This window comes from Streptomyces sp. NBC_00576 (assembly GCF_036345175.1).
In the GTDB taxonomy this organism is placed as follows: domain Bacteria; phylum Actinomycetota; class Actinomycetes; order Streptomycetales; family Streptomycetaceae; genus Streptomyces.
The window spans coordinates 7,703,677-7,723,517 of the sequence record NZ_CP107780.1 but is presented as its reverse complement, the minus strand read 5'-3'; the positions used below and the strand labels follow the sequence as shown (position 1 = coordinate 7,723,517).

At 67.0% G+C, this 19,841-nt stretch carries 8 protein-coding genes; 3 read left to right on the top strand and 5 right to left on the bottom strand.

Annotation, left to right across the window (positions count from 1 at the left end):
- The first annotated feature begins 11 nt into the window (after positions 1–11).
- Positions 12–802, top strand: a protein-coding gene (locus tag OG734_RS33605) for an IS5 family transposase (protein ID WP_443065054.1) whose coding sequence is annotated in 2 segments (ribosomal slippage) — positions 12–318 and positions 318–802 — 792 coding nt in all. Because the reading frame shifts where the segments join, the coding sequence is not laid out codon by codon here.
- A 73-nt stretch (positions 803–875) separates the two neighbouring features.
- Here OG734_RS33605 and OG734_RS33600 read toward each other — a convergent pair.
- The 5 genes from OG734_RS33600 to OG734_RS33580 form a co-directional block, all read right to left on the bottom strand.
- Positions 876–1,244, bottom strand: coding sequence for a hypothetical protein (locus OG734_RS33600; protein ID WP_330291182.1), 369 nt, complete (start codon positions 1,242–1,244; stop codon positions 876–878).
- Positions 1,245–1,275: 31 nt separating this feature from the next.
- On the bottom strand, positions 1,276–4,671 hold the full coding sequence (locus OG734_RS33595) for a restriction endonuclease fold toxin (RefSeq protein ID WP_330291181.1): 3,396 nt from the start codon (positions 4,669–4,671) through the stop codon (positions 1,276–1,278).
- A gap of 839 nt (positions 4,672–5,510) precedes the next feature.
- On the bottom strand, positions 5,511–5,642 hold the full coding sequence (locus OG734_RS33590) for a hypothetical protein (RefSeq protein ID WP_330291180.1): 132 nt from the start codon (positions 5,640–5,642) through the stop codon (positions 5,511–5,513).
- A gap of 280 nt (positions 5,643–5,922) precedes the next feature.
- Positions 5,923–6,261 (bottom strand): hypothetical protein, encoded by a 339-nt coding sequence (locus OG734_RS33585; protein WP_330291179.1) that lies wholly within the window; start codon positions 6,259–6,261, stop codon positions 5,923–5,925.
- Positions 6,262–6,284: 23 nt separating this feature from the next.
- Positions 6,285–12,506 carry an RHS repeat domain-containing protein gene (locus tag OG734_RS33580; RefSeq protein WP_330291178.1) on the bottom strand — a complete coding sequence of 2,074 codons (6,222 nt, stop codon included), beginning with the start codon at positions 12,504–12,506 and terminating at the stop codon, positions 6,285–6,287.
- Positions 12,507–12,516: 10 nt separating this feature from the next.
- Between OG734_RS33580 and OG734_RS33575 the strand changes: the two genes are divergently transcribed.
- Complete coding sequence (locus tag OG734_RS33575) at positions 12,517–12,822, top strand: hypothetical protein (RefSeq protein WP_330291177.1); 306 nt, start codon at positions 12,517–12,519, stop codon at positions 12,820–12,822.
- Between the two features lie 587 nt (positions 12,823–13,409).
- Positions 13,410–19,520 (top strand): LamG-like jellyroll fold domain-containing protein, encoded by a 6,111-nt coding sequence (locus tag OG734_RS33570; RefSeq protein WP_330291176.1) that lies wholly within the window; start codon positions 13,410–13,412, stop codon positions 19,518–19,520.
- Positions 19,521–19,841 lie beyond the last annotated feature (321 nt).

Genomic DNA, 19,841 nt, shown 5'->3' with positions numbered 1-19,841 from the left:
CTCGGCCGTGGATCGTGGACGACGACTTGTGGGCGCTGATCGAGCCGTTGCTGCCGCCCTGGCCGCAGAAGTCGCCGGGGCCGCGGCCGGTGGCGGACCGGCTGTGTCTGCAGGGCATCCTGTACGTGCTCCACAACGACATAGCCTGGCAACTCCTGCCGCTGGAGCTGGGGTTCGGCTCGGGACAGACCTGCTGGCGGCGCCTGGAGCGGTGGCAGAAGGCCGGAGTCTTCGAGCAACTGCACCGCATTCTGCTCGGGGAGCTGAACGCGGCCGGCGAACTCGACTGGTCCCGCGCGTGTGTGGACGGCTCCCACATCCGCGCGAAAAAAGGGGAGCCGACACCGGTCCGTCGCCGGTCGACCGGCGGAAGACGGGCAGCAAGCACCACCTGATCTGCGACGGACGCGGCACCCCGCTCAAGGTCATCACCACTGCGGCCAACGTCAACGACGTCACCCGGACCCTCGCCCTCGTCGACGGCATCCCGCCCGTCGCCGGACGGCCCGGCCGCCCGCGCAGACGCCCCGACTCGCTCCTCGGCGACAAGGCATACGACTCGAAGGCCGTGCGCCATGAGCTGCGACGCCGCAGGATCCTGCCGGTCATCTCCCGCAAAGGCGCCCCGAACATCAAGGGCCTGGGCAAACTCCGCTACGTCGTCGAGCAGACCTTCGCCCTGCTCCACCAGTTCAAACGCCTCGCCGTCCGCTGGGAACGCCGAACCGAACTCCACGACGCCTTCGTCTCGTTGGCCTGCGGCCTCATCTGCTGGCGACGCCTCAAGAAGGCACGACCATGATCGTGTTACGAGCTCTCAGGGCGCTCAAACGGTCCCTTCGCCCGGATTGGAATCGACCGCCTGCCCGAACCTCCTACAACGAGCCCAGGTACTGGTGTCGCTCCTCGCCAGGGAGCACATGGATATGCCCGTCGTGAATCTGCCACTCGATCAAACCTTCAATCTCGTGCGTCAGCATGAAGAGCCCCTGCACATCAGAATCCTCCTCGTCCGAGGGTGGAAGGGTGGCCATTTCAACCAACTGCTCCCGAAGCCAAGACACGTCTCCCTCTTGGATGTCGCCGCCGTAAAAGACATAAGACGTCCAGTTAAATGGATGCTTTGGGAATCCCCACCCACCGGAATAGTGGTCATCGGAATGTGTCGCAATGATTTCTTTTACCGCAAAAAGCTGAGCCCGGTCGCACTCTAGCCATCCCCGTACCGACACATACACGGCCACGATTTCGTCACCCCTCGGTGTCGTTCTCGTCCTATGGGACGATCACTGGTTCAGTATCGATCACTGCTGGCATCTGGTAACGCTGAGTATATCTCCTGATGGCGTCAACAACTCCCGGCCCAGGAGGGCCATCAAACTGAAAGTAAGGAACCCGGCCAGTAGTCTTCGCCATCTGGAAAGTAGCTGCAGCCTGCTTTCGAAATTTCTTCCCGAGGATAAAATTCTCGGGTTTCGCCTGAGCCACGTAGGTGTCGCTCACAGCATCGAATTCCCGACCCTCCGGGTCGTTCGAGAACCTCACCCTCGATTCGCCGCCGAGACGCTCGGCCAGTGCGTCCGCTGATCCATCGGGTTTGTTGACCTTGACCAGGTCGCCCATGCCTCCGTTCGCCGAAGAGGCGGATCCAGACGATTCACTGCTGGCCTCTGTGAATGCCTTCCCCAGCCCATCGTTGATGCGCCCGATCCCGTCCGCCGCACCAACGGCACCGGCGCCGATCAGGCCTGCGCCGCCTGCCGCGATGGGGGCGCCGGCGATGCAGCCGACGCCGGTGAGGCACAGGGCGCCGCCGCCGACGATGGCGTCTCCGCCGAGGCCCATGAGGAACATGCTTCCGCCGGTTTCGGCGGCGCCCCACCAGACGTCGGGCTGGGAGAAGATCGCGGAGCCGTAATCGACGACGGTGTTCACCGTGTTCGACAGCCAGCCCCCGTGGGAGCCGCTCTTCTTTCCGCTGGTGGTCTTGCCGGTGCTGCTCGTGCTGGCCGTACCGCCACCGGAGGGGACCGCGCCGGTGGTGTCAGCTGTGCCGTCCGCTTTCTCGGCGTAGCAGTAGATGGCTGGGTCGCTGCACTTGTCCCCTTCGTGGCCGCACTTGAGGCCGCCGCACGGATCGGTGCCTGCCGGATCGGCCAGGGTGGCGGGATTGTTGTTGCCGTAGGTGTAGCCGTTGAGGGACTGCTGCTCGGCCAGGTTGAGGACTGGGTCGACACTGATGAACCGCCCGATGGACGGGTCGTATTCGCGGGCGCCGAGGTGGGTGAGGCCGGTGCCGGGGTCCGCGGAGGCGCCGAGGAAGGCCTTGTCGTCGGGCCAGGTGCCGGTGCTGCCGGTGCGCGGGACACCGAACGTATTGGTGTACCGCTTGGTGACGGCCTGCGTCGTGGCATCCAGTGCGAGGCTGCTGGTTCCGTGCTGGTCGGCCGCGAGCCAGGTCAGTGTCGAAGTGCCGGACTTGTTGGTGCGCAGAGCGATGACTGAACCGCCGGCGCTGTAGTACCGCTGCGCCCAGTGCTTGGCGGTCGATGTCGAGGTGTCGAGGTGGACCTCGGTGCCGCCATCCAGGTAAAGGACGGTCTCTCCGCTGGTGTTGCGGCGGATCAGGAGGTTGCCGTCGGCGTCGTAGATGTGGCTGGTGGTGCTCTTGGTGGTTCCGGAGCCGGTCTTCTCGGTGAGGGTGTCCAACTGGCCTTCGGGAGTCCAGGTGAGGGTCTGCTTATCAGTGCCGTTGGGTCGGCCGGTCGTGTTGCCGGTCGGGTCGTAGGAGTAGGCGGCGGTGACTCCCGTGCACGAGGATGCCGCGGTGGTGGCGGTCAGCGCGTGGGGCCGGGTCGCGCTGTAGCAGTAGGTCCTGGCGGTGTCACCTGCTGACGTGTGGGTGGTGTCGGTGGTGCGCAGGCCACTGTCGGTGTAGGAGTACGAGGTCCAGTAGGGGGCGGCGCCACCGAGGTTCGCGGTGGTACGGCCCGATGCCGAGCAGTCGGTGGTGGACGGGGTCCAGGCCTCGGTCAGACGTTGGTGGCCGTCGTAGGTGAAGCACTGGTAGTCGGCCTTGCCGGTGCCGCCGAGGGTGGCTGGGTCGGTGATGGAGGTGACGTTGCCCGCGTCGTCGTAGCTGTAGTTCAGCTCTTGCGTTTCGTAGTTGTGGGTCTGGTCCGTGACGGCCGACTGCTTGAGCCGATCGGTGCCTTCCTCCCACGTGTTGGTGATGTAGGCCTTCTTGGTGCCGGCGGCCGAGGAGGTGCCGAGGGTGAACTGTTCGGTCTGGCCGACGGCGGAGTAGGCGGCTCCGAGGAGGTAGTCACTGGCGCCGCTGACTGTGGTGGGCAAACCGACAGTGTCGTGGCCGGTGTTGACGGTTTCCGCGGCCAGGCCGCCGGCCTCGGGTTCGGAAACATACTGCTGGGTGCCGTCGAGGTTGTAGTACGTCGAGGACGTCAGCGTGGCCGCGACGGCACCCGAGGTGACCAAGGCGTCGGTGGACGGCAGAACGAGCTGGGTGGTGGTCGGCCGGTACAGGCTGTCGTAGGCGGTGACCTTCCTGGTGTAAGCCGTGCCCGCCATTCCGCCGACGTAGCTGGTGCCGGAGTCCAACTGCCCCTTGACCAGGGTGTCGTAGGCCCAGTGAGCGAGTTTGTTGGCGTCGGTCTTGGAGGTCTGCCATTCGTCCGTCGTGCGGCCGAGTACGTCGTACCCGTAGAGCAGGGTGGTGTTGCGGAAGTCGGTCGTGGCGGCGACCTGGTCCAGGTCGGTGTACGAGGTGGTGGTCTTCCCCTCGTCCGGGTCTGTCGCCGTGGTCTGGCGGGCGAACAGGTCGTAGGTGTAGGACCACTGGGCTCCGCCGGTCCCGGTGATGGTGTCCGGCTTGCTGTCACGGGTGTAGCTGTACTTCGTCGAGGTGTAGGCGGCGCCGACGCCCGCACCGTAGGCGGTGTCGGCGGGGTCGGTGCCGGAGTACTCGCGGCGTTCGGTGGTGCGGCCGAACACATCGGTGAGCGTGCGGACCGCGGATCCACCGGTAGGGGCGGTGGTGGCGGTGGAGTCACCGGTGTAGCCGGTGGTGGTGGACCACTTCTTGACGCCGTAGATGTACAGGGTGCTGGTCGTCGGACGCCCGGCGCCGTCGAAGACTGTGTCGGTCTGCTTCGGCGCGCCGCCGTATTCGGCCCGGGCGTAGATGCCCGTGGGGGTGGCGGTGGAGTCGAAGACGTCGGCGTACGTTTCGTAGGCCAGGCCGCGGCTGTCGTAGCGGGTGTCGGTCAGCAGCCGGCCGCCGTTCCCGGTCGGCGACTGGGTCTGCAGCGGCCGCAGCAGCGAGTCGTAGATCGTGTAGGTGGTGTTGTAGACGCCTTCACCACGAATCGTCGAGGTGGACGACCAGGACGGATTCTTGTTGCTGACGGAGTAGGCGTACGTGTAGTTGGCGCCGTATCCGCCGGAGCGAGAGCGGTTGGGCAGCCAGACAGCCATTGCCCGGCCCAGTGCGTCGTACGTGGACTCAGTCAGCTTGGTGTTGACGTCATAGGACTTGACGGTCGTGCCGCGGGCGTAGTCGAGGTAGGTGTAGCTCTTCTGGCCCTTGGGGTCGGTGACCGTGACCTTGGTCAGTGGCCCGGTGGTGATCGGGGTGTAGTCGGTGATTGTCACCTTGTTCGCCGCGTCGGTGCCTCAGGACGGCCTCAACCCATCGCGCTGTCGCAGCGAAGCCGACCACAACCGGGTTCGCCCGGGGTGCGTCGACGTGCATCTATGCAGGTCAGGGGAGCAACAGAAGACGGAGGCCACACCGGCTCGCGAAGTCGCGAGCAGCGGATTTAGTCCGTTGAGCGATAGTTGACGCTCCGGCACCCAGAAAAGAACGTTTCCGCAGGTCAGAGGCCTGCGCAGGTGGGGCGGGTGGGACTCGAACCCACGGCCGACGGATTATGAGTCCTTTGAGGATCTTGGCGGTCCTTGCCGATCAGTGCCGATTCGGGCCGTTCTTGCAGGTCAGACGTGTCGATCCGTGTCAGCCCTGTGCAGTGCTTGTCGGTCTGTTCCTGTCCTTGTGGCCCCTCAATGGCCCCTGAGCGTCTTCGAGTTGGACCCATATCACAGAAGCAGCCGCGTCCGCCCAGTTCAGCCGATGGCATGGAACCTTCGCACAGCGGATTCCCCTTCCAACGCGCAGAGACTCCGCCCCTCTACTCGGGGCGGAGTCTCTGTAGCCATTTCCCCAGGCCAGACGTTGTCTCATCAGCCTATCCGGCTCAATCGCCTTCTTCCAGAGCGAGTTCATGCCGGTACCCCTGGTTTGCCAGCCGCTGACGTGGCCGTGGTGCCCCAGCCGACCTGGAGACTGCGGCGGATGGGGAGCATCGCCAGGGGGATGAAGTCCTGCGGCTGGTCGGGCACCGCACGCAGGTCGGGCAAGGGACTTAGCAAGACGTCTTGCACGTCGTTGCGCAGCCCTGGAACCGTTTACGAAGGGCTGCCTGGGCTGTTCCTCATCTGTTGCTGCTGAGACCGAGCACGGTCTCCGTGTGCATCCACAGCTTCTGGGCGAGTTCGGGGCTGCGGGCTTGCTTCGAGCTCCGGGAGTCGGCCTTCATCTTGTTGAAGTACTGGCCGTTGACCACCGCTCGTCGGATAAGTCGCTCCTGTAGGGCTGGCGGTCGCTCACGAAGAACACTCCAGCACGACAGGACTCCCCGATCAGCCCCGATACACCTGCGCCACACGTTCCAGCGACAACAAACGGAGCATCACGCCATATACCGCCCTCTGATGTCTATGTTGGTCGGACTGTGCGCAGAGGCTCCGCCCGGGCCGAAGGCTGAGGATCCAGGAAGGGAGATCCTCAGCCTCGGGCTCATCACCCCCGCACAGATTCTGGTCGGCTGCCCCCCGAGGCGGTGCTCAGCCGGTCTGTCCCAGCTCCGTGCCCGTTGCCGCCGGAACCACCCGGCACTTCGTTCCGGGCTGCACCCAGGACAGGTCCGCGCCCTCCAGCTCGACGACGGCGCTCCAGCCGGGGGTCAGTTCGGTGAACTCACCGTAAGGCTGTCGGTGTATACGGAGTACCCGGGCCGGGGGACCCCCGGCATCCGGTGGGCTGTCCGTCGGGAGCACCGAATCGCCGGGGAAGACACTTCGCCCCACACTGATGCAGCGGGCGTGACAGATCACCTTGTTCGCCGAGGGCCGCTCGTACACGATCAGCACCCGCAGTAGTCCCTCAGGCTCGTTACCGGTCATGCCGGGGATGCCTCCATTCAGGATCAGAACCAATTCATGACTTTGTCGGCCACCTCGGACGCCACACCGCTGCCGATGATGCCTCCGACGACACCCCCGACGACGCCGCCCACGACAGTGCCCGCACCGGGGAAGACCGAACCGATGGACGCACCCACCTCCGCACCGTAGGCAGCGCCCGCGAGGCCGCCCGCGAGGCCCGCGGCGTCCCGCGTGGCGGTGTGGAGTTTCTGGGCCGGCGGTGCCTTGGCCACGTCGTAGGCGGAGAGCGCCACCGCGCCGACGAAGAGGCTGCCCTTCAGCGCGCCGCCGACCGTGATGAAGCCCGCGTCGCCACCCGCCAGCTTGCTCGCGGCCGAGGCGGCACCGCTGCCCGAACCGCCGGTGGCCCCGGCGTTCTTGGCGAACTCCTCGATCTGATCAGGGGTCAATTTCGGGGTATTCATAAGGTTGTCGTCCAGGTCGCCGAGCCTGGTGGACGGATCAACGTCGATGCCCATCTTGGACAGCATGCTCCGTGCCTGCTCGACCGGGATCGTCACCCTGGCCCGTTTGGTGAGATCGGTGGCGGACCCCTCGACCCACACCTCACTCTCGTGCGGGATCGACTGGTAGTAGTTGTCCACCACTTCCAGATCGGTGAGGTCCTGTCGGTTCAGGATGTGAAGCACGCCCTGCCCGTGAAAGTCGTTCGCTGCCTGGGTGGCGAAGTGGACGGAGACACCAGGGTCCGAAGAGGTGGGCGTGGCCCCGGTGGACTGGATGTTCAGCGAACCGCCGAAACCCGCGGTAGAACCGCGGAAGAGCCAGTCCGTCGCGTCTGTCGGCGGGCGGTAGGAGAACCCGCCGCCCATGTCCGCCGGGTACATCTGACCGCTGGGGTCGGCGTTGGTGACGGGGTTGTCACCGGAGTAGGCGTAGCCGCCGAGCTGCTGCGGGTCGGTGGCCTCGAACTTGGGGTCGACGCTGATGAAAATTCCCAGCGCGGCGTCGTACTTGCGGACACCGACATCGGTGTAACCGGTTGCGGCTTCCTGGGACTTTCCGAGGTACGAGTGGGTGGGGTCGGGCCACGCGGTGCTGTTGGCGTTGTCACGCTGCTGCCCGTAGGGCGTGTACTGCTGACGGGACACCTTCTGCGTGGTGGTGTCCATCGCCATGGTGCCGGTGCCGTGCGGGTCACCGAAGAGGTAGTCGGTGCCTCCGCCGGGCAGGCTGGAGCGGACCGCGACAGCGCCGCCGACGCCACCGTGCGCGTAGGTGCGCACGGCGCCGAGCAGGACGCTCGGAATGACGCCGGTGTTGACGACGATCTCGGTGTCGCCCGCGAACAGCGTGGTCTTCCCGGGGTCGCGGCGTATCAGCTGGTTACCGTCGGCGTCGTAGACGTATTTGGTGGTGGTGGGGCTGCTTCCGGTCGTGTCGACCTGGGCCAGATGGCCTTCGTCGTCCCAGATCAGGTTCTGGCCCGCCCCGCTGCCGGTCGGGGTGCGAGTGAGCAGATTGCCCGCGGCGTCGTACACGAAGTCGGACGGGTTGCTTCCGCCCGTGGTCCTGGTCAGGGTGTGCGGCTGGGCGCCGGTGGCATTGCACCCGGTGGTGCAGCCGTCGACATAGCCGGTGGTGGTGTCCGCCCCACCGGTGGTGGAGTGATCGATCACCTGGGTGCGGCCACCGATGGCGTCATAGCTGTACGACTGCCAGTACGACCCGGCCGTGGCTGCGACGGTCGCGGCGGTGGGGGCGGTGCCCAGCGCCGGGCAGGCGGCCTTCGCGGTCCATGCCTGGGACAGCCGGGCCAGTGTGTCGTACTGGTAACACTGGGTGTCGGTGGCCGTGTTGCCGGTCTCGGACTGCTGGTCGGCGGCGGAGAGCGGGTTGCCTACGGCGTCGTAGGTGTATTTGGTGTCGTCCACCTGCGGGCCCGGCGCCTGCGTACGCGAGATGAGCCGCCCGGTGGGTCTGCGGGTCTGGTCGTCGTAGGAGTAGGTGACCCAGGCGGGGTTGGTGGACGCCCCCAGAGTGAGCTGCGAGGGCTCGCCGTAGTTGGTGTAGACGGTGGCGCCAACGTAGGTCTGGGCACTGCTCGCGGTCGTGGTCGGGTTGCCCAGCACGTCGTGCCCGTAGGTGATGGTCTCGCCGATCAGGCCCTGGGTGCGCGGGTCGATCTGCGAGGTCAGCAACTGTGTTTTGGCGCTGTAAGCGTAGGTGGTCTGGTAGCTGGCCGGCAGCGGAGCTTCGCTCGCGGGCAGCGTGATCTTCGTGCCGGTCGATTTGCCCAGGGTGGTGTAGCCGGTCGTCGCGACCGTGTATCCGCCCGTAACACCCTGCGCATAGCTGGTGGACGAGGTCTGCTGGCCGATCCGCAAGGTGTCGTACAGCCAGGAGGCGACCTTGAAGTTCTTCGCCTTGTCCGTCTCGGTCAGCTTGCGGCCGAGCAGGTCGAAGGTGAAGTCCAGCTCGTTGGTACGTGAGTCGGTGGTGGAGACGAGGTTCCCGGCGTCATCGAAGCCGTATCGGCTGGTGCCGGCGTCCGGGTCCGTCTGGGAGGTCTTGCGGCCCAGCAGGTCGTAGCCGAAGGACCACACCGCGTTGTCGGGGCCGGTCACCTTGTTCTGCCGGCCGGCCGCGTCGTAGCCGTAGCGCGTGGCGTGGAACGTCCCGCCGGTGACAGTGAAGCCGTCGGTCGCGTTGCCGGTCACAGTCGGTGCCGCGGTGTACTGGTCGAGCTCGGTGTTCTGGCCGCGGGCGTCGGTCACCGTGGTGGTGGCGACGGCGCCGGTGGGCGGGATGACGGTGGCCTTGTCCCCCGTGTAGGCGGTGCGGGTGTTCCAGGTCTGAGCCCCGTCGCGCTCGTCCGTGCTCCGGGTGGTGCGTCCCATCGCGTCGTGGTCGGTGACGGTGGTGGCGGGGATGGTCACCTGGGAGACCGACACCAGACTGGAGCCCGGGTTCCCGGAGATCGCGTAGCTGTTGTTGGTGACCACGGTCCAGCCGTGCGAGTCGTACTGGGTGTCCGAGACCGTGGTGCTGCCGTTCTCCGCCGTCACCTGGGTCTGCAGGGTGCGCAGCATGGCGTCGTACAGCGTCTCGTTGACGCTGTAACTTCCGTTGTCCAGCAAGGTATTCGTGGACACCACCGAAGGAGCGGTGGCGGACAGCGCGTAGCTGTACGTCATGCTGGCGGGGGCGCCGGCCCCCTTGTTCTCGTTGGGCAGCCAGACGCCGGTCAGCCGGCCGAGCGCGTCGTAGGACAGCGAGGTGACCAGACCGGCGACATCGGTCTTGGTGAGGGGCACGCCACGGGCAGGGTCCAGCGCGGAGGACGCCACCTGGCAGTCCTTGGACGAGGTGGTGGCCGGTGTGCAGGTCACGCCCGGGGTGATCTGCGTGGCGGTGGTGGTGCTGGCCGGTAGCGCGCCGCCGGCCGGCGTGTACGAGGTCGCCACCGTCTGGGCCAGGCTGCTGCCGTCCGGGGCGGTGGACTTGGGCGTCCGGGTGGCCAGTACCACTCGGCCGTAGGAGTCGTACGTGCTCCGGGTCTGGTCGACGAGCTTGGTGGCGGTTGCCCCGCTGGACGCCGTCGCCTTCTGTACCAGGGTGGCGTCACCCGCACTCGGCAGGTCCGGGTTGGACTGACCGTCGCCGTTGTAGGCGAAGGCGTGCCCGTCGTACGACGTGCGGGTGTCGGAGACCAGGTTTCCGGAGGGGGTGGCCCCGGAGCTGTTGCAGTCCTGGTCGGTGACGATCTTCTCGGCGGTGACCACCACGGTTGCGGGGGTGCCGTCGAGGTAGCGGGTGAAGGTGCACTTGGCGGTGTTGCCGGTGGCACTAGCCTCACCGCGGTCGTCGCTCTGGACGGCCATGCCGGTGGTGGTCTGGCCCAGGGTCGTGTGGTAGAAGGTGTCGGTCTCGGTCTTCCGCCAGCCGTAGGAGACGGCCTGACGGGTCAGCGTTCTGGCGGGGCGGACCATGTTCGCCGTCAAGTCCGCGATTCCGGTCCGGTTCCGCGTGGCGGTGGGGCCGATGATTCTGGGGACGTTGACAACGGCCTTGTCGATGTCGCCGTTCACACCGGTGTAGGTGTCGGTCTCGAAGACCTGCCCGGCCAGCGGGTTGTCGTCGGCGACACTGACACTGCCGTCCTGGCTGGTGAGCGCGGGCACGGTGCGTGTCCCAGATGGCATGGTGTCGCCGTTCATGCCCAGGAAGTAGTAGGTCTTGGTCAGGTTCTTCTGGTCGTAGACCTTGGACCCGTTGGTGTAGTGGAAGACGTTCGGGTCCCCGGTGGTGACGTCCACCTCCGGGAATCCGCGGAACTGGCCCCAGGTGCGGTTCTTGCCCTTGACCGTCTCGTTGTCGTCGTAGTGCCAGCCCGGGTTCCCCTTGTAGGAGTACTCGGTCAGCAGCTCCGGCTCGGTGCCGTCCTGGTAGCTGTTGTGCGGGTCGACCGTGGTCACCGATCTGACCGGGTGAAGAGAGAACCAGTCCAGCATCGGCGCGGGCTGTCCGTCCGGCGTCCAGTACACCGGGAAGCACCGCAGCTTGTTCGTCGAGGCGAATCCCTTCGCCGCCGCGTCCGCCGGGTCGGACGGATCACTTGCCGGGGCGCTGGAGCAGTCCGGGGTGTCGTAGACCACGGTGGTCTGCGCACCGGTCTCCGTCGTGACCGTCTGGATCCGGTCGTGGTACATCAACGGCATCTGCGGGATCGTCCCGACCCGGTTCGCCAGCTGCAACGGCGGATCAAAGCTGACCGACGGGGTGGAGGCGCTCGCGGAGGCCCCACCGAGCAGGTCCAGACCGGTGTGCTTGATGCTGTCCAGCCACAGGGTCGGGGCATGGTCCCCGCCGTCGGGGAAGGACTGGGTGAAGTCGTAGCGGTCCACCTGCTTGGTCGCCCCGCCGACCTGCACCTGCGTGGTGATCGAGGTCAGACGCTTGCGCGACCAGAAACTGGGACCGTGGTTGGTGCAGTCCGTCGCGCCCTTGGCACAGTTCAGATCGACCGGCACGTCGGGCCAGTACTCCGGGTTGGACTTGGTGAACTGGGAGTCCGAGCACGTGTTGTCTGCGGGCGAGCCCGAGATGCAACGCTCCGCCGTCGCGTCGAACAGGATCTGCTCCGGCGCGGTCTCCGAGTAGACCGTGGACGAGGTCATGCCGTAGTCGATGCGCTTCAGCGTCCCACCGCGGGTGTAGGCCACCGCGGTGTTCTTCATGTTCGGGCCGTAGTACCCCGTCTCCGGCGCGTAGTAGTACGCCATCGCGTTGCTGTGGCGGTCCACGACGTAGTCCAGGTTGAACCGATAGCCCAGAGTGCAGGAGCTGGACGCGAAGTCAGTGCCCGCCGGGCAGTCCGACACGCCGTCGTGAGCCTTGTAGACAGGCATGGTCCAAGCCGACTTGGTCTCCTCCTTGCCCGAACTCCAGCCTGGCAGGCGGTTCCAGCCGAAGTAGTACTGGATGCCGTTCTCGGTGACCTTGAAGTACTCGCCGTTGTCGGTGCCGTTGGTGGCGCCGGTCAGATCCTCGATCTTCGTGGTGGAGTCGTCCTGCGCGGGGTGGAACGTCTTGGTGCTCCCGTCGTAGACGAGCGCCGTGGACTTCCCGTCCAGCGACAGGGTCAGGACCTGGCCCGCCCAGCACTCGTCGCCGTCGTTCTTGGGCGCGCCCGACGACGAGTCGTCCTTGCAGGACTTGTAGGTCCGCTCGATGTAGTTGTCTGAGGTCGACCAGCCGTCGCCCAGCCACGAGGACTGATTGTTGGTGCCCTCCGTACGCGCGTCCTGGGTCGCCGAGTTGTAGTTCAGGGTCAGCGTGGGTGCCGAACCGCCGATGGCTCCGGGCACGGAGACGGGGTAGTTGTAGGTAAAGGCCCCGGTGTTGCCCGAAGTTGACCACGTGCCACCGGACGACAGACTGCTCGCCGTGTAGTCGCCGGACGAGCCACTCGTGCCGGAGGTCGCGGCCAGCGCCACCATGCCGCCGGAGTCCGCGGCGGTACGCGCGGACAGAGTCATGGAGGTCGTCGCCGCCGGCAGTGAGACCTGGGCCGACAACGGCGCGCCGGCCCTGGTCCGCAGCGGCGTCTGCGACTGGCACCGTGGCAGTCGAGGAGTCGTCAGTACGCAGGCAGGCAGCCGCACCAAGTGCAACCGCGAGGCGTAGTCGCCGCCGAAGGCGTTGCGGAAGGCCGAGTCGTCCACGTCGACCCCGACGCTGCCGGAGTCGGCGCCGCCCACGCTTCTCAGGGTGAACAGCACGCCGTGCACACCGGCGGCCCGTGCGGTCTTCTGGTCGACCGTAGTCACCTGGACCCGGCGCGCCGTGGTACCCGAACTTACCGCCGACAGCAGCACCGGCGACGACCCCGCCCGCACTCGCGGCATCGTCCGCCGCGAGGACGCCGAACCCGCCGCCGCGTGCGCGGAAGGCCCGTCGGTGGGCGGAGCGGTCAGCGACACCGTCGAGCTCCCCGCACCCGGCAACGACGCGTGCCCCGCGGGTTCGAAGTGTGTGAACCTCTTCGACGCCGCAGCCGCCTTCGGCTTCCCGTGAGTGAAGGGAATCCGCTTGTCCTTGACCACCACAGGGGCTGGGACGTGCTGGTGCGAACCCGTCGACGCCATCGCGTCCGCGGCGGGGACGAGCATGCTCACCAGGAGGACACCTGTTGTTGGGAGGCTGAGGCCACGGAGCCGTCTGGCGCCCCGTCGCATCCGTCTCCCCAGCCCGGCAGTTCGCGTCATCGTGAGCCCTCCCCCGTTCCCGACCCAGGGCACGCGGAAGCCGCCCCCGGGTGTTGCTGTGAGCGCCCTATCGGCCTCGATCCAAGGCAGTTGAGCGCACGCCAAAGGCGAGGCACAGTTGATCAAGCCCTTCGCGGAAGGTTCACGCTAGGGCCTGAGATCAACACCGCTTGCAAAGTGCATGCACACGGAAAGCAAAGAAACTCCCTAAATCTGAACTCAATTGGACTCCCATATGGCAAAAACGGACCTCGTACGGACATGAAGCGATCAATCGATGATGGACCCAGCTCACATCGGCCCCACAGAATGCACTCCGGCGCGGGGCCCACGGGGGGAACCGCCTGAAAGCGGAGGACCCCAACCTTCATGTCCGTCCATCTCAGTCTCTTGCGCATGTCCAGACGCCGGCTGTCGAGACCGATCGCCACCGTTGTCGCCACGGCCCTGACCGCGGCTTCGCTGGCCGCGGCGGCACCCCCGCCCGCCGCCGCGCACGAGGCCACGCCGAAGGGCAGCGGCTCCCCGTCCGCCGCCCGGCGTCTCAACGCCACGTCGGCGGCGTCCGCGCAGGCGAAGGCCACCGGCGAGCCGGTGACGATCGACCAGCTCACCGACATCGGGACGCTGGTGGTGGCCAACCCGGACGGCACCTTCACCCGCTCCGACTCCTCGATGCCGCAACGCACACTGCGGCATGGGAAGTGGGTGCCGATCGACACGAAGCTGGTGCGGCAGGCGAACGGAACCTGGGCGCCCAGGGCCGCGGTCACCGACGTGGCGTTCTCCGACGGCGGTTCGGGCGCGCTGGTCGCGATGCGCAACGGCAGTCACAGGCTGGGCTTCTCCTGGCCGGGCAAGCTGCCCGAGCCGGTGATCTCCGGGGACACCGCCACTTACCCCGACGTACTGCCGCAGGTGGACCTGCAGTTGACTGCGGACGCCTCCGGCTACTCCTCGATCTTTGTGGTCAAGTCCCGTAAGGCGGCGGCCGATCCGCGCCTGCGAAGCCTCTCGCTGAACACCACCTCGTCCCATGTCGAGTTGACTCCCACGCGTGACGGTGGGGCTCGGGCCACCGACGAGCGCACCGGCGAGACGGTGTTCCACAGTGACACCGCGCTGATGTGGGACAGCGCCGGCGCGAAGCCCTCCGGCATGTCCTCGGCCCACGCTGCGACCGTCTCCTTGGCCAGTGCCGAGCGGAAGGCAGCCGCCAAGGTCGGCAGGCACCGCGCCCAGGTGCGGGTGAGTCTGCGAAACGGCAAGCAACTGCTGGGCCTGGACCAGCAGTTGCTCACCGCCAAGAGCACCACGTACCCGGTCTACGTCGACCCGGAGTGGAGCGGCAGGCCCTCCCAGCTGGACTGGGCGCGGATCTCCGACAACGGGTGGAACGTCTACAACTCGACCTCCACCTCCGGTGGGACCAACGCGCGTGAGGGGTGGGACAACTCCTCCCCCGGCAACGGTGAACGGGCCCGCACCTACTACCAGATGAACACCAGCGGCATCAAAGGCGCGGTGGTCACGCATGCCTCGCTGTATGTGAAGCAGCTCTCCGCCGCGTCGTGCGCGGACACCCCGGCCGCCGTCTATGGCACCGACCGCCCCACCGGGTGGAGTTCGTCGTCGCTGTACTGGGGACACGAGCCCGGAGGGCGCACAGGCTCGCTGGGCACCAACCCCAAGAGCCACGAGGCCGGTACCTGCCCGGTCACCGACGGTGCCAACTCCTGGGTCAGCCCACCGTCACTGCAGTTCGACGTGACCTCCCGGGCACAGAGCGCGGCGGCCGGCGGCTGGAAGAGCATGACGCTGATGGTCCAGTCGCCCGACATGAACGACGCGACGCAGTGGAAGCAGCTCGCCTACGGCGGCGGCGCCACCATGTCGGTCACCTACAGTTACCGGCCCAAACTGAAGAACGGCACCGGCACCCCGGCCATCAAACCGTCCAGTGTGAACATGGGCAAGACGATGACCACCACTCACACGCCGACGCTGTCCGCGCGTGCGGTCGACCCCGACCTGGCGGGCGGCAGCGAACTGGTACGCATCGAGTACAACGTCTACAACTCCTCCGGCACCCTGATCCACCAGGGCTTCGGGCCCAGTACGGACTCGAAGAAGCGTGCCCGGTACAACACCAACGGCAGTGACTGGACCACGTCGAGCCTGCCGGACGGCACCTACACCTGGAAGGCCACCGCGCAGAACGCCGCCGGTTACTGGGTGGGCCCGGGCTCGGGCATCTGGACCAGGACGCAGACGTTCACGGTGGACACCAGCGCGCCCCCGGCCCCGACGGTGACGTCCAGTCAGTTCCCGGCCAAACAGATCGGCGCCGCCTTCGGCGACAAGGGCACCTTCACACTCGGCAACAACCACACCAACAACATCACCGGCTATCTGTTCGCGCTGGACGCCACGCTCGGCAACACGGTCTACAGCAGCAGCGTCACCCACTGGACCACCAGCACGACGATCGTGCCGGGCCACGTCTACTACGCCACTTCGGACAACGGCCCCGGCACCGGCACGTCGGTCGTCAACGGCAGCGCCTCCCCCGCTTTCGCCCCCGGCAAGGCGGGACCGCACACGCTGTACACCAAGGCTGTGGACCAGGCAGGCTCGACATCCATCTCCCAGACGAGCTACGCCTTCTACGCCGGTACCAGCACCCCGACGTACGCCTACGGCGACAAGATGATCGCCGGCTGGACGGCCACCAACACCGACGGCACGACCACCGCCGTGCCGAAGGCGACCACGACGTCCAAGGGCGGCCAGTTGATCAGCCAGGCCGCGGGCAGCGGCTACGAGTTCGCCGACGGTTACCAGGCCATGCTCGCCAACAGGTCCAGCACCTCGAAGGTCGTCAGCGGTGACAGCGCGACGTTCAGCTTCGACATCCCCAAGGACGGCCCCTGGAGCTTCGGGGCCAACCTGACCAAGGCCAAGGACTACGGCATCCACAATCTGGTCCTGGACGCTGGCAAGCCCACCCAGGCCACCCTGCTCAGCGGCTTCGACGCCTACAACTCCTACACCACCACCCGGTTCGTCAACCTCGGCATCCCCAAGGACTCGAACGGTCAACTGCTCACCCTCAAGCAGGGCGTGCACACCCTGACCCTCGCCCTGACCGGCAAGAACCCCAGTTCCAGCGGCTACCAGGCCGGCCTCGACGTGCTGCGCCTCGGGCCCGCGCTGACCTGCGCGATCAACAGCACCGGAAGCTGCCTGAACAACACCGCGACCAGCACCTTCACCACCACGACCAGCACGGCCGACGCCGACGGCTCCGGCAACAGCATCAACTCCGCCGACCTGACCGGCACTTCGGGTTGGCAGAGCGGCAAGTCGGTGACCGTGGACGGTACGGGCATCGCGCTACCCAAGTTCGGCACCGGCACGTACGACAACATGCTGGCCTCCGGTCAGACCGTCACCCTGCCGGACAGCGGCCCGGTGAACACCGGTGACGCCGTGGTCTTCCTGGCCTTCGCCACCGGCGGTGCGGCCAAGGGCGCCACCGGCACCATCTCCTACGCCAAGAACAACTGCCTGGACCCGCGCGGCGACCCCGCCGACCAGTCGTACACGCTGGACACGGTGCCCGACTGGCTGAGCGGCCCGGCTTCCGCCGCCTCGCTGACCCTGGTCCACGAGAACCACAGCAACAACACCCAGACCAGCCCGAGTCCGGGCCCGAAGATCTACGCGGTCAGCGTCCCGCTGACCTGCCCCGGTTCGGTCATCAGCAGCATTTCCCTGCCGCTGTTCACCAACGGCGTCCAGGCCGGCCAGCCCACGCTGCACATCCTGGGCATGGGCGTAAGGCCACTGACCGTCACCGGCAACGGCACCCAGCACTGGGTCGGCACCTGGTCCTCCGTCCAGGACACCGCCAAGGTGACGCAGTCCGGCGGCAGCGCCGCCACCGTCAACGGACAGACGCTACGCATCCCGGCCCACGTCAGCATCGGCACCGACGACGACAACGGCGTCCGCATTCACCTGTCCAATGCCATGGGCAACAGCCCGGTGACCTTCGACGCAGCCTCCGCCGCCCTGCAGGACGGCACGGCGGGCGGTGCCGCGGCGACCTCGGCACCGGTACCGCTGGCCTTCGGCGGCGCCGGCACCGTGACGATCCCGGCGGGCGGCGATATCACCAGCGACCCAGTGACCCTGCACGTCGACCAGCAGGCGACGGTTCTGATCAGCCTGCAGGTGCACGGCCTGGTCTCCGCCCTGCCCGGCCACGCCTCGGCCCAGACCCCGGTCTGGGTCAGCGACGCGGCCAACCGCACCAGGGACACCGTGGCCGGAAAGTTCACGCAGACCACGTACACCGGTCTGCCGTACCTGGCCGGCATCGACGTCAGCACGCCTGTCTCCGCCCCCACCGGGTCGCTGGTCCTCTACGGCGACCAGAGCGTCAACGGCGACACCGCGAGCGGCGACGGCCACCACCACCTGAGCGACGCCATCACCGGCGCCATCGTCGGCGACCCCAACGGGGACTCCTCAGTGGACTACGGCGTGCTCAACGCAGGCACCAACAGTTCCAGCCTGAGCAACAACCTGCTGCCGCAGGGCACGTACATCGACAACCCGGCCAACGCGCTCAACCCACTGGACCGCAACGTACTGGCGCAGAGCAACGTGCGGACCGTCCTCGTCTCCACCGGTGCCGCCGACCTGCTCAACTGCGTCGGTACCGCCAATACCTGCGCCTCCGGTGTCGAGCAGGGACTCACCGCTATCAACAGCGAGCTGACCTCGTACTACACCGACGACGGACAGACCTATGTCAACGGGCAGCCCGTCACCCAGAACTCCAACCTCACCGTCTACCTCACCACCGTCCCGCCGTTCACCGCCGCTCACCCGGGCACAGCGACCCAGGAGTCCGCACGTGAGCTGGTGAACCAGTACCTGCTCGACAACTTCCCCACCCAGGTCATCGACTTCGCCGCGGCGGTCTCCACGGACGGCACGGCCACCTCCTCGACCGTGAAGGCAGCGGACCTCTCCAGCGGCAACCCGTCGAATACGTACTACGACGACCTCGCCGCCCGCTACCTCAACGACACCAACACCCAGGTCGTCGGCATCGCGCCGAACCTGATCGTCCCGGAGGCCACTGGCAGCGACACACCCGACGACGAGTGGGAACTGGCCGCCGACGGCACCGACACACGCGTGGACAACCCGTTCACCGCAGTCGGCGGCGCGACCTTCAACGCGGCGGGACCCGACGCGACCAACGCCCCTGCCGCCGCCACCTCCTTCGACGGCAGCACCGGATTCCTGGAGAGCGACCACACCGCCGTCAACACCCTTGCCGACTACACCGTCTCCGCGTGGGTGAAACTCGACTCCGCGGACAACCCCGCCACCGCCATCTGCCAGGGAACCAGCCAGCACCAGGCGTTCTACCTCGGCTACGACCGGGGCAACCAGGGCTGGATGTTCCAGACCACGACCACCAACGACGACAGCGCCGACTTCCCCACCGCGGAAGGAGACACAGGAACCGGGGCCCTGGGCACCTGGACCCACCTCCTGGTCACCTACACCGCCCCCGTGGACGGCGACTCCTCCACCGGCGTCATGTCGATCTACCAGAACGGCACCCTGATGGGGACGGCCACCAACCTCACCCCGCAGTACGACTCTTCCCTGCCCCTGACCATCGGCGGCTGCGTCAACGACCCCGCCGCTACCACGCCCTACAACGCCTTCCCGGGCTCCGTCTCGGACGTCCAGGTCTACCCCTACGCCATGCCGGCCAGCGACGCCGGCGCGGCCAGCGTGATCGTGCCCAGCGGCTGGCAGAACGGCATGCCCGAGGACGACTGGAAACTCGCCACCGACGGCACCGACACCGCCTCCCTCAACCCACTCACTTCCTCCGGCAGCGCCACCTTCGGCACATCTGCACCGAATGGGATGACCGGCAGCGTCTCCTTCGACGGCAGCACAGGTTTCCTCAAGAGCAAGCAGAGCGCGGTGAACACACTCGGCGACTACACCGTCTCGGCCTGGGTGAAGATCAACTCAGCACTCGGCACCACCGCCGTCTGCCAGGGCACCACCCAGCACCAGGCCTTCTACCTCTCGTACGACAAGCCCAGTAGCGCCTGGATGTTCCAGACGTCGACCACCAACGACGACAACGCCGACTTTCCCACTGCGGAGGGAGACAACAACACCGCGACGGTCGGCACGTGGACCCATCTCGTCGCCGCCTTCCGCGCGCCGGTCGCCGGAAGCTCAAATACCGGCAACATGGCCCTCTACCAGAACGGCACCCTGGTGGGGACGGCCACCAACCTCAGCCCTCAGTACGACTCCTCCCTCCCTCTGACCATCGGCGGCTGCGTCAACAGCGCCTCCGCCACAACCCCGTACCTGGCCTTCCCCGGCTCGGTCACCGACGTCCATGTCTATCCGCGGACGCTGTCGGCGACCGAGGTCAGCGCCCTGCACTGACCCGCACCGCCGCCACGGCGCCCTGCCGGTTCATCACGGCTTGGGAAGCCAGGCGTTCTCAAGAGGTCGAAGGTCCCCGCCACAAGGCGAGGGCCTTCTTCCGTGTGGGTCACGGATGGTTCAACGACAGTCCGTCCCCGCTCAGGTCGGCGGCAGCGTGAGCGCCGGGGTCTGGTACCTCAGCAGTCGTGCGAGCTTCCCTACCCAGGCCCCCGGAGGAAAGGCGACTGCGGTCTGGGCCGAGGGCACCTCGGCATACGTCGAGGAAGGCAACCACGAGCCAGGCCACCAGCACTTCTTCAAGGTGCCACCCGACAGCTA

Coding starts and splice junctions, on each gene's coding strand:
- OG734_RS33585 (WP_330291179.1), bottom strand. CDS start 6,261: ATGACCGGTAACGAGCCTGAGGGACTACTGCGGGTGCTGATCGTGTAC.
- OG734_RS33570 (WP_330291176.1), top strand. CDS start 13,410: ATGTCCAGACGCCGGCTGTCGAGACCGATCGCCACCGTTGTCGCCACG.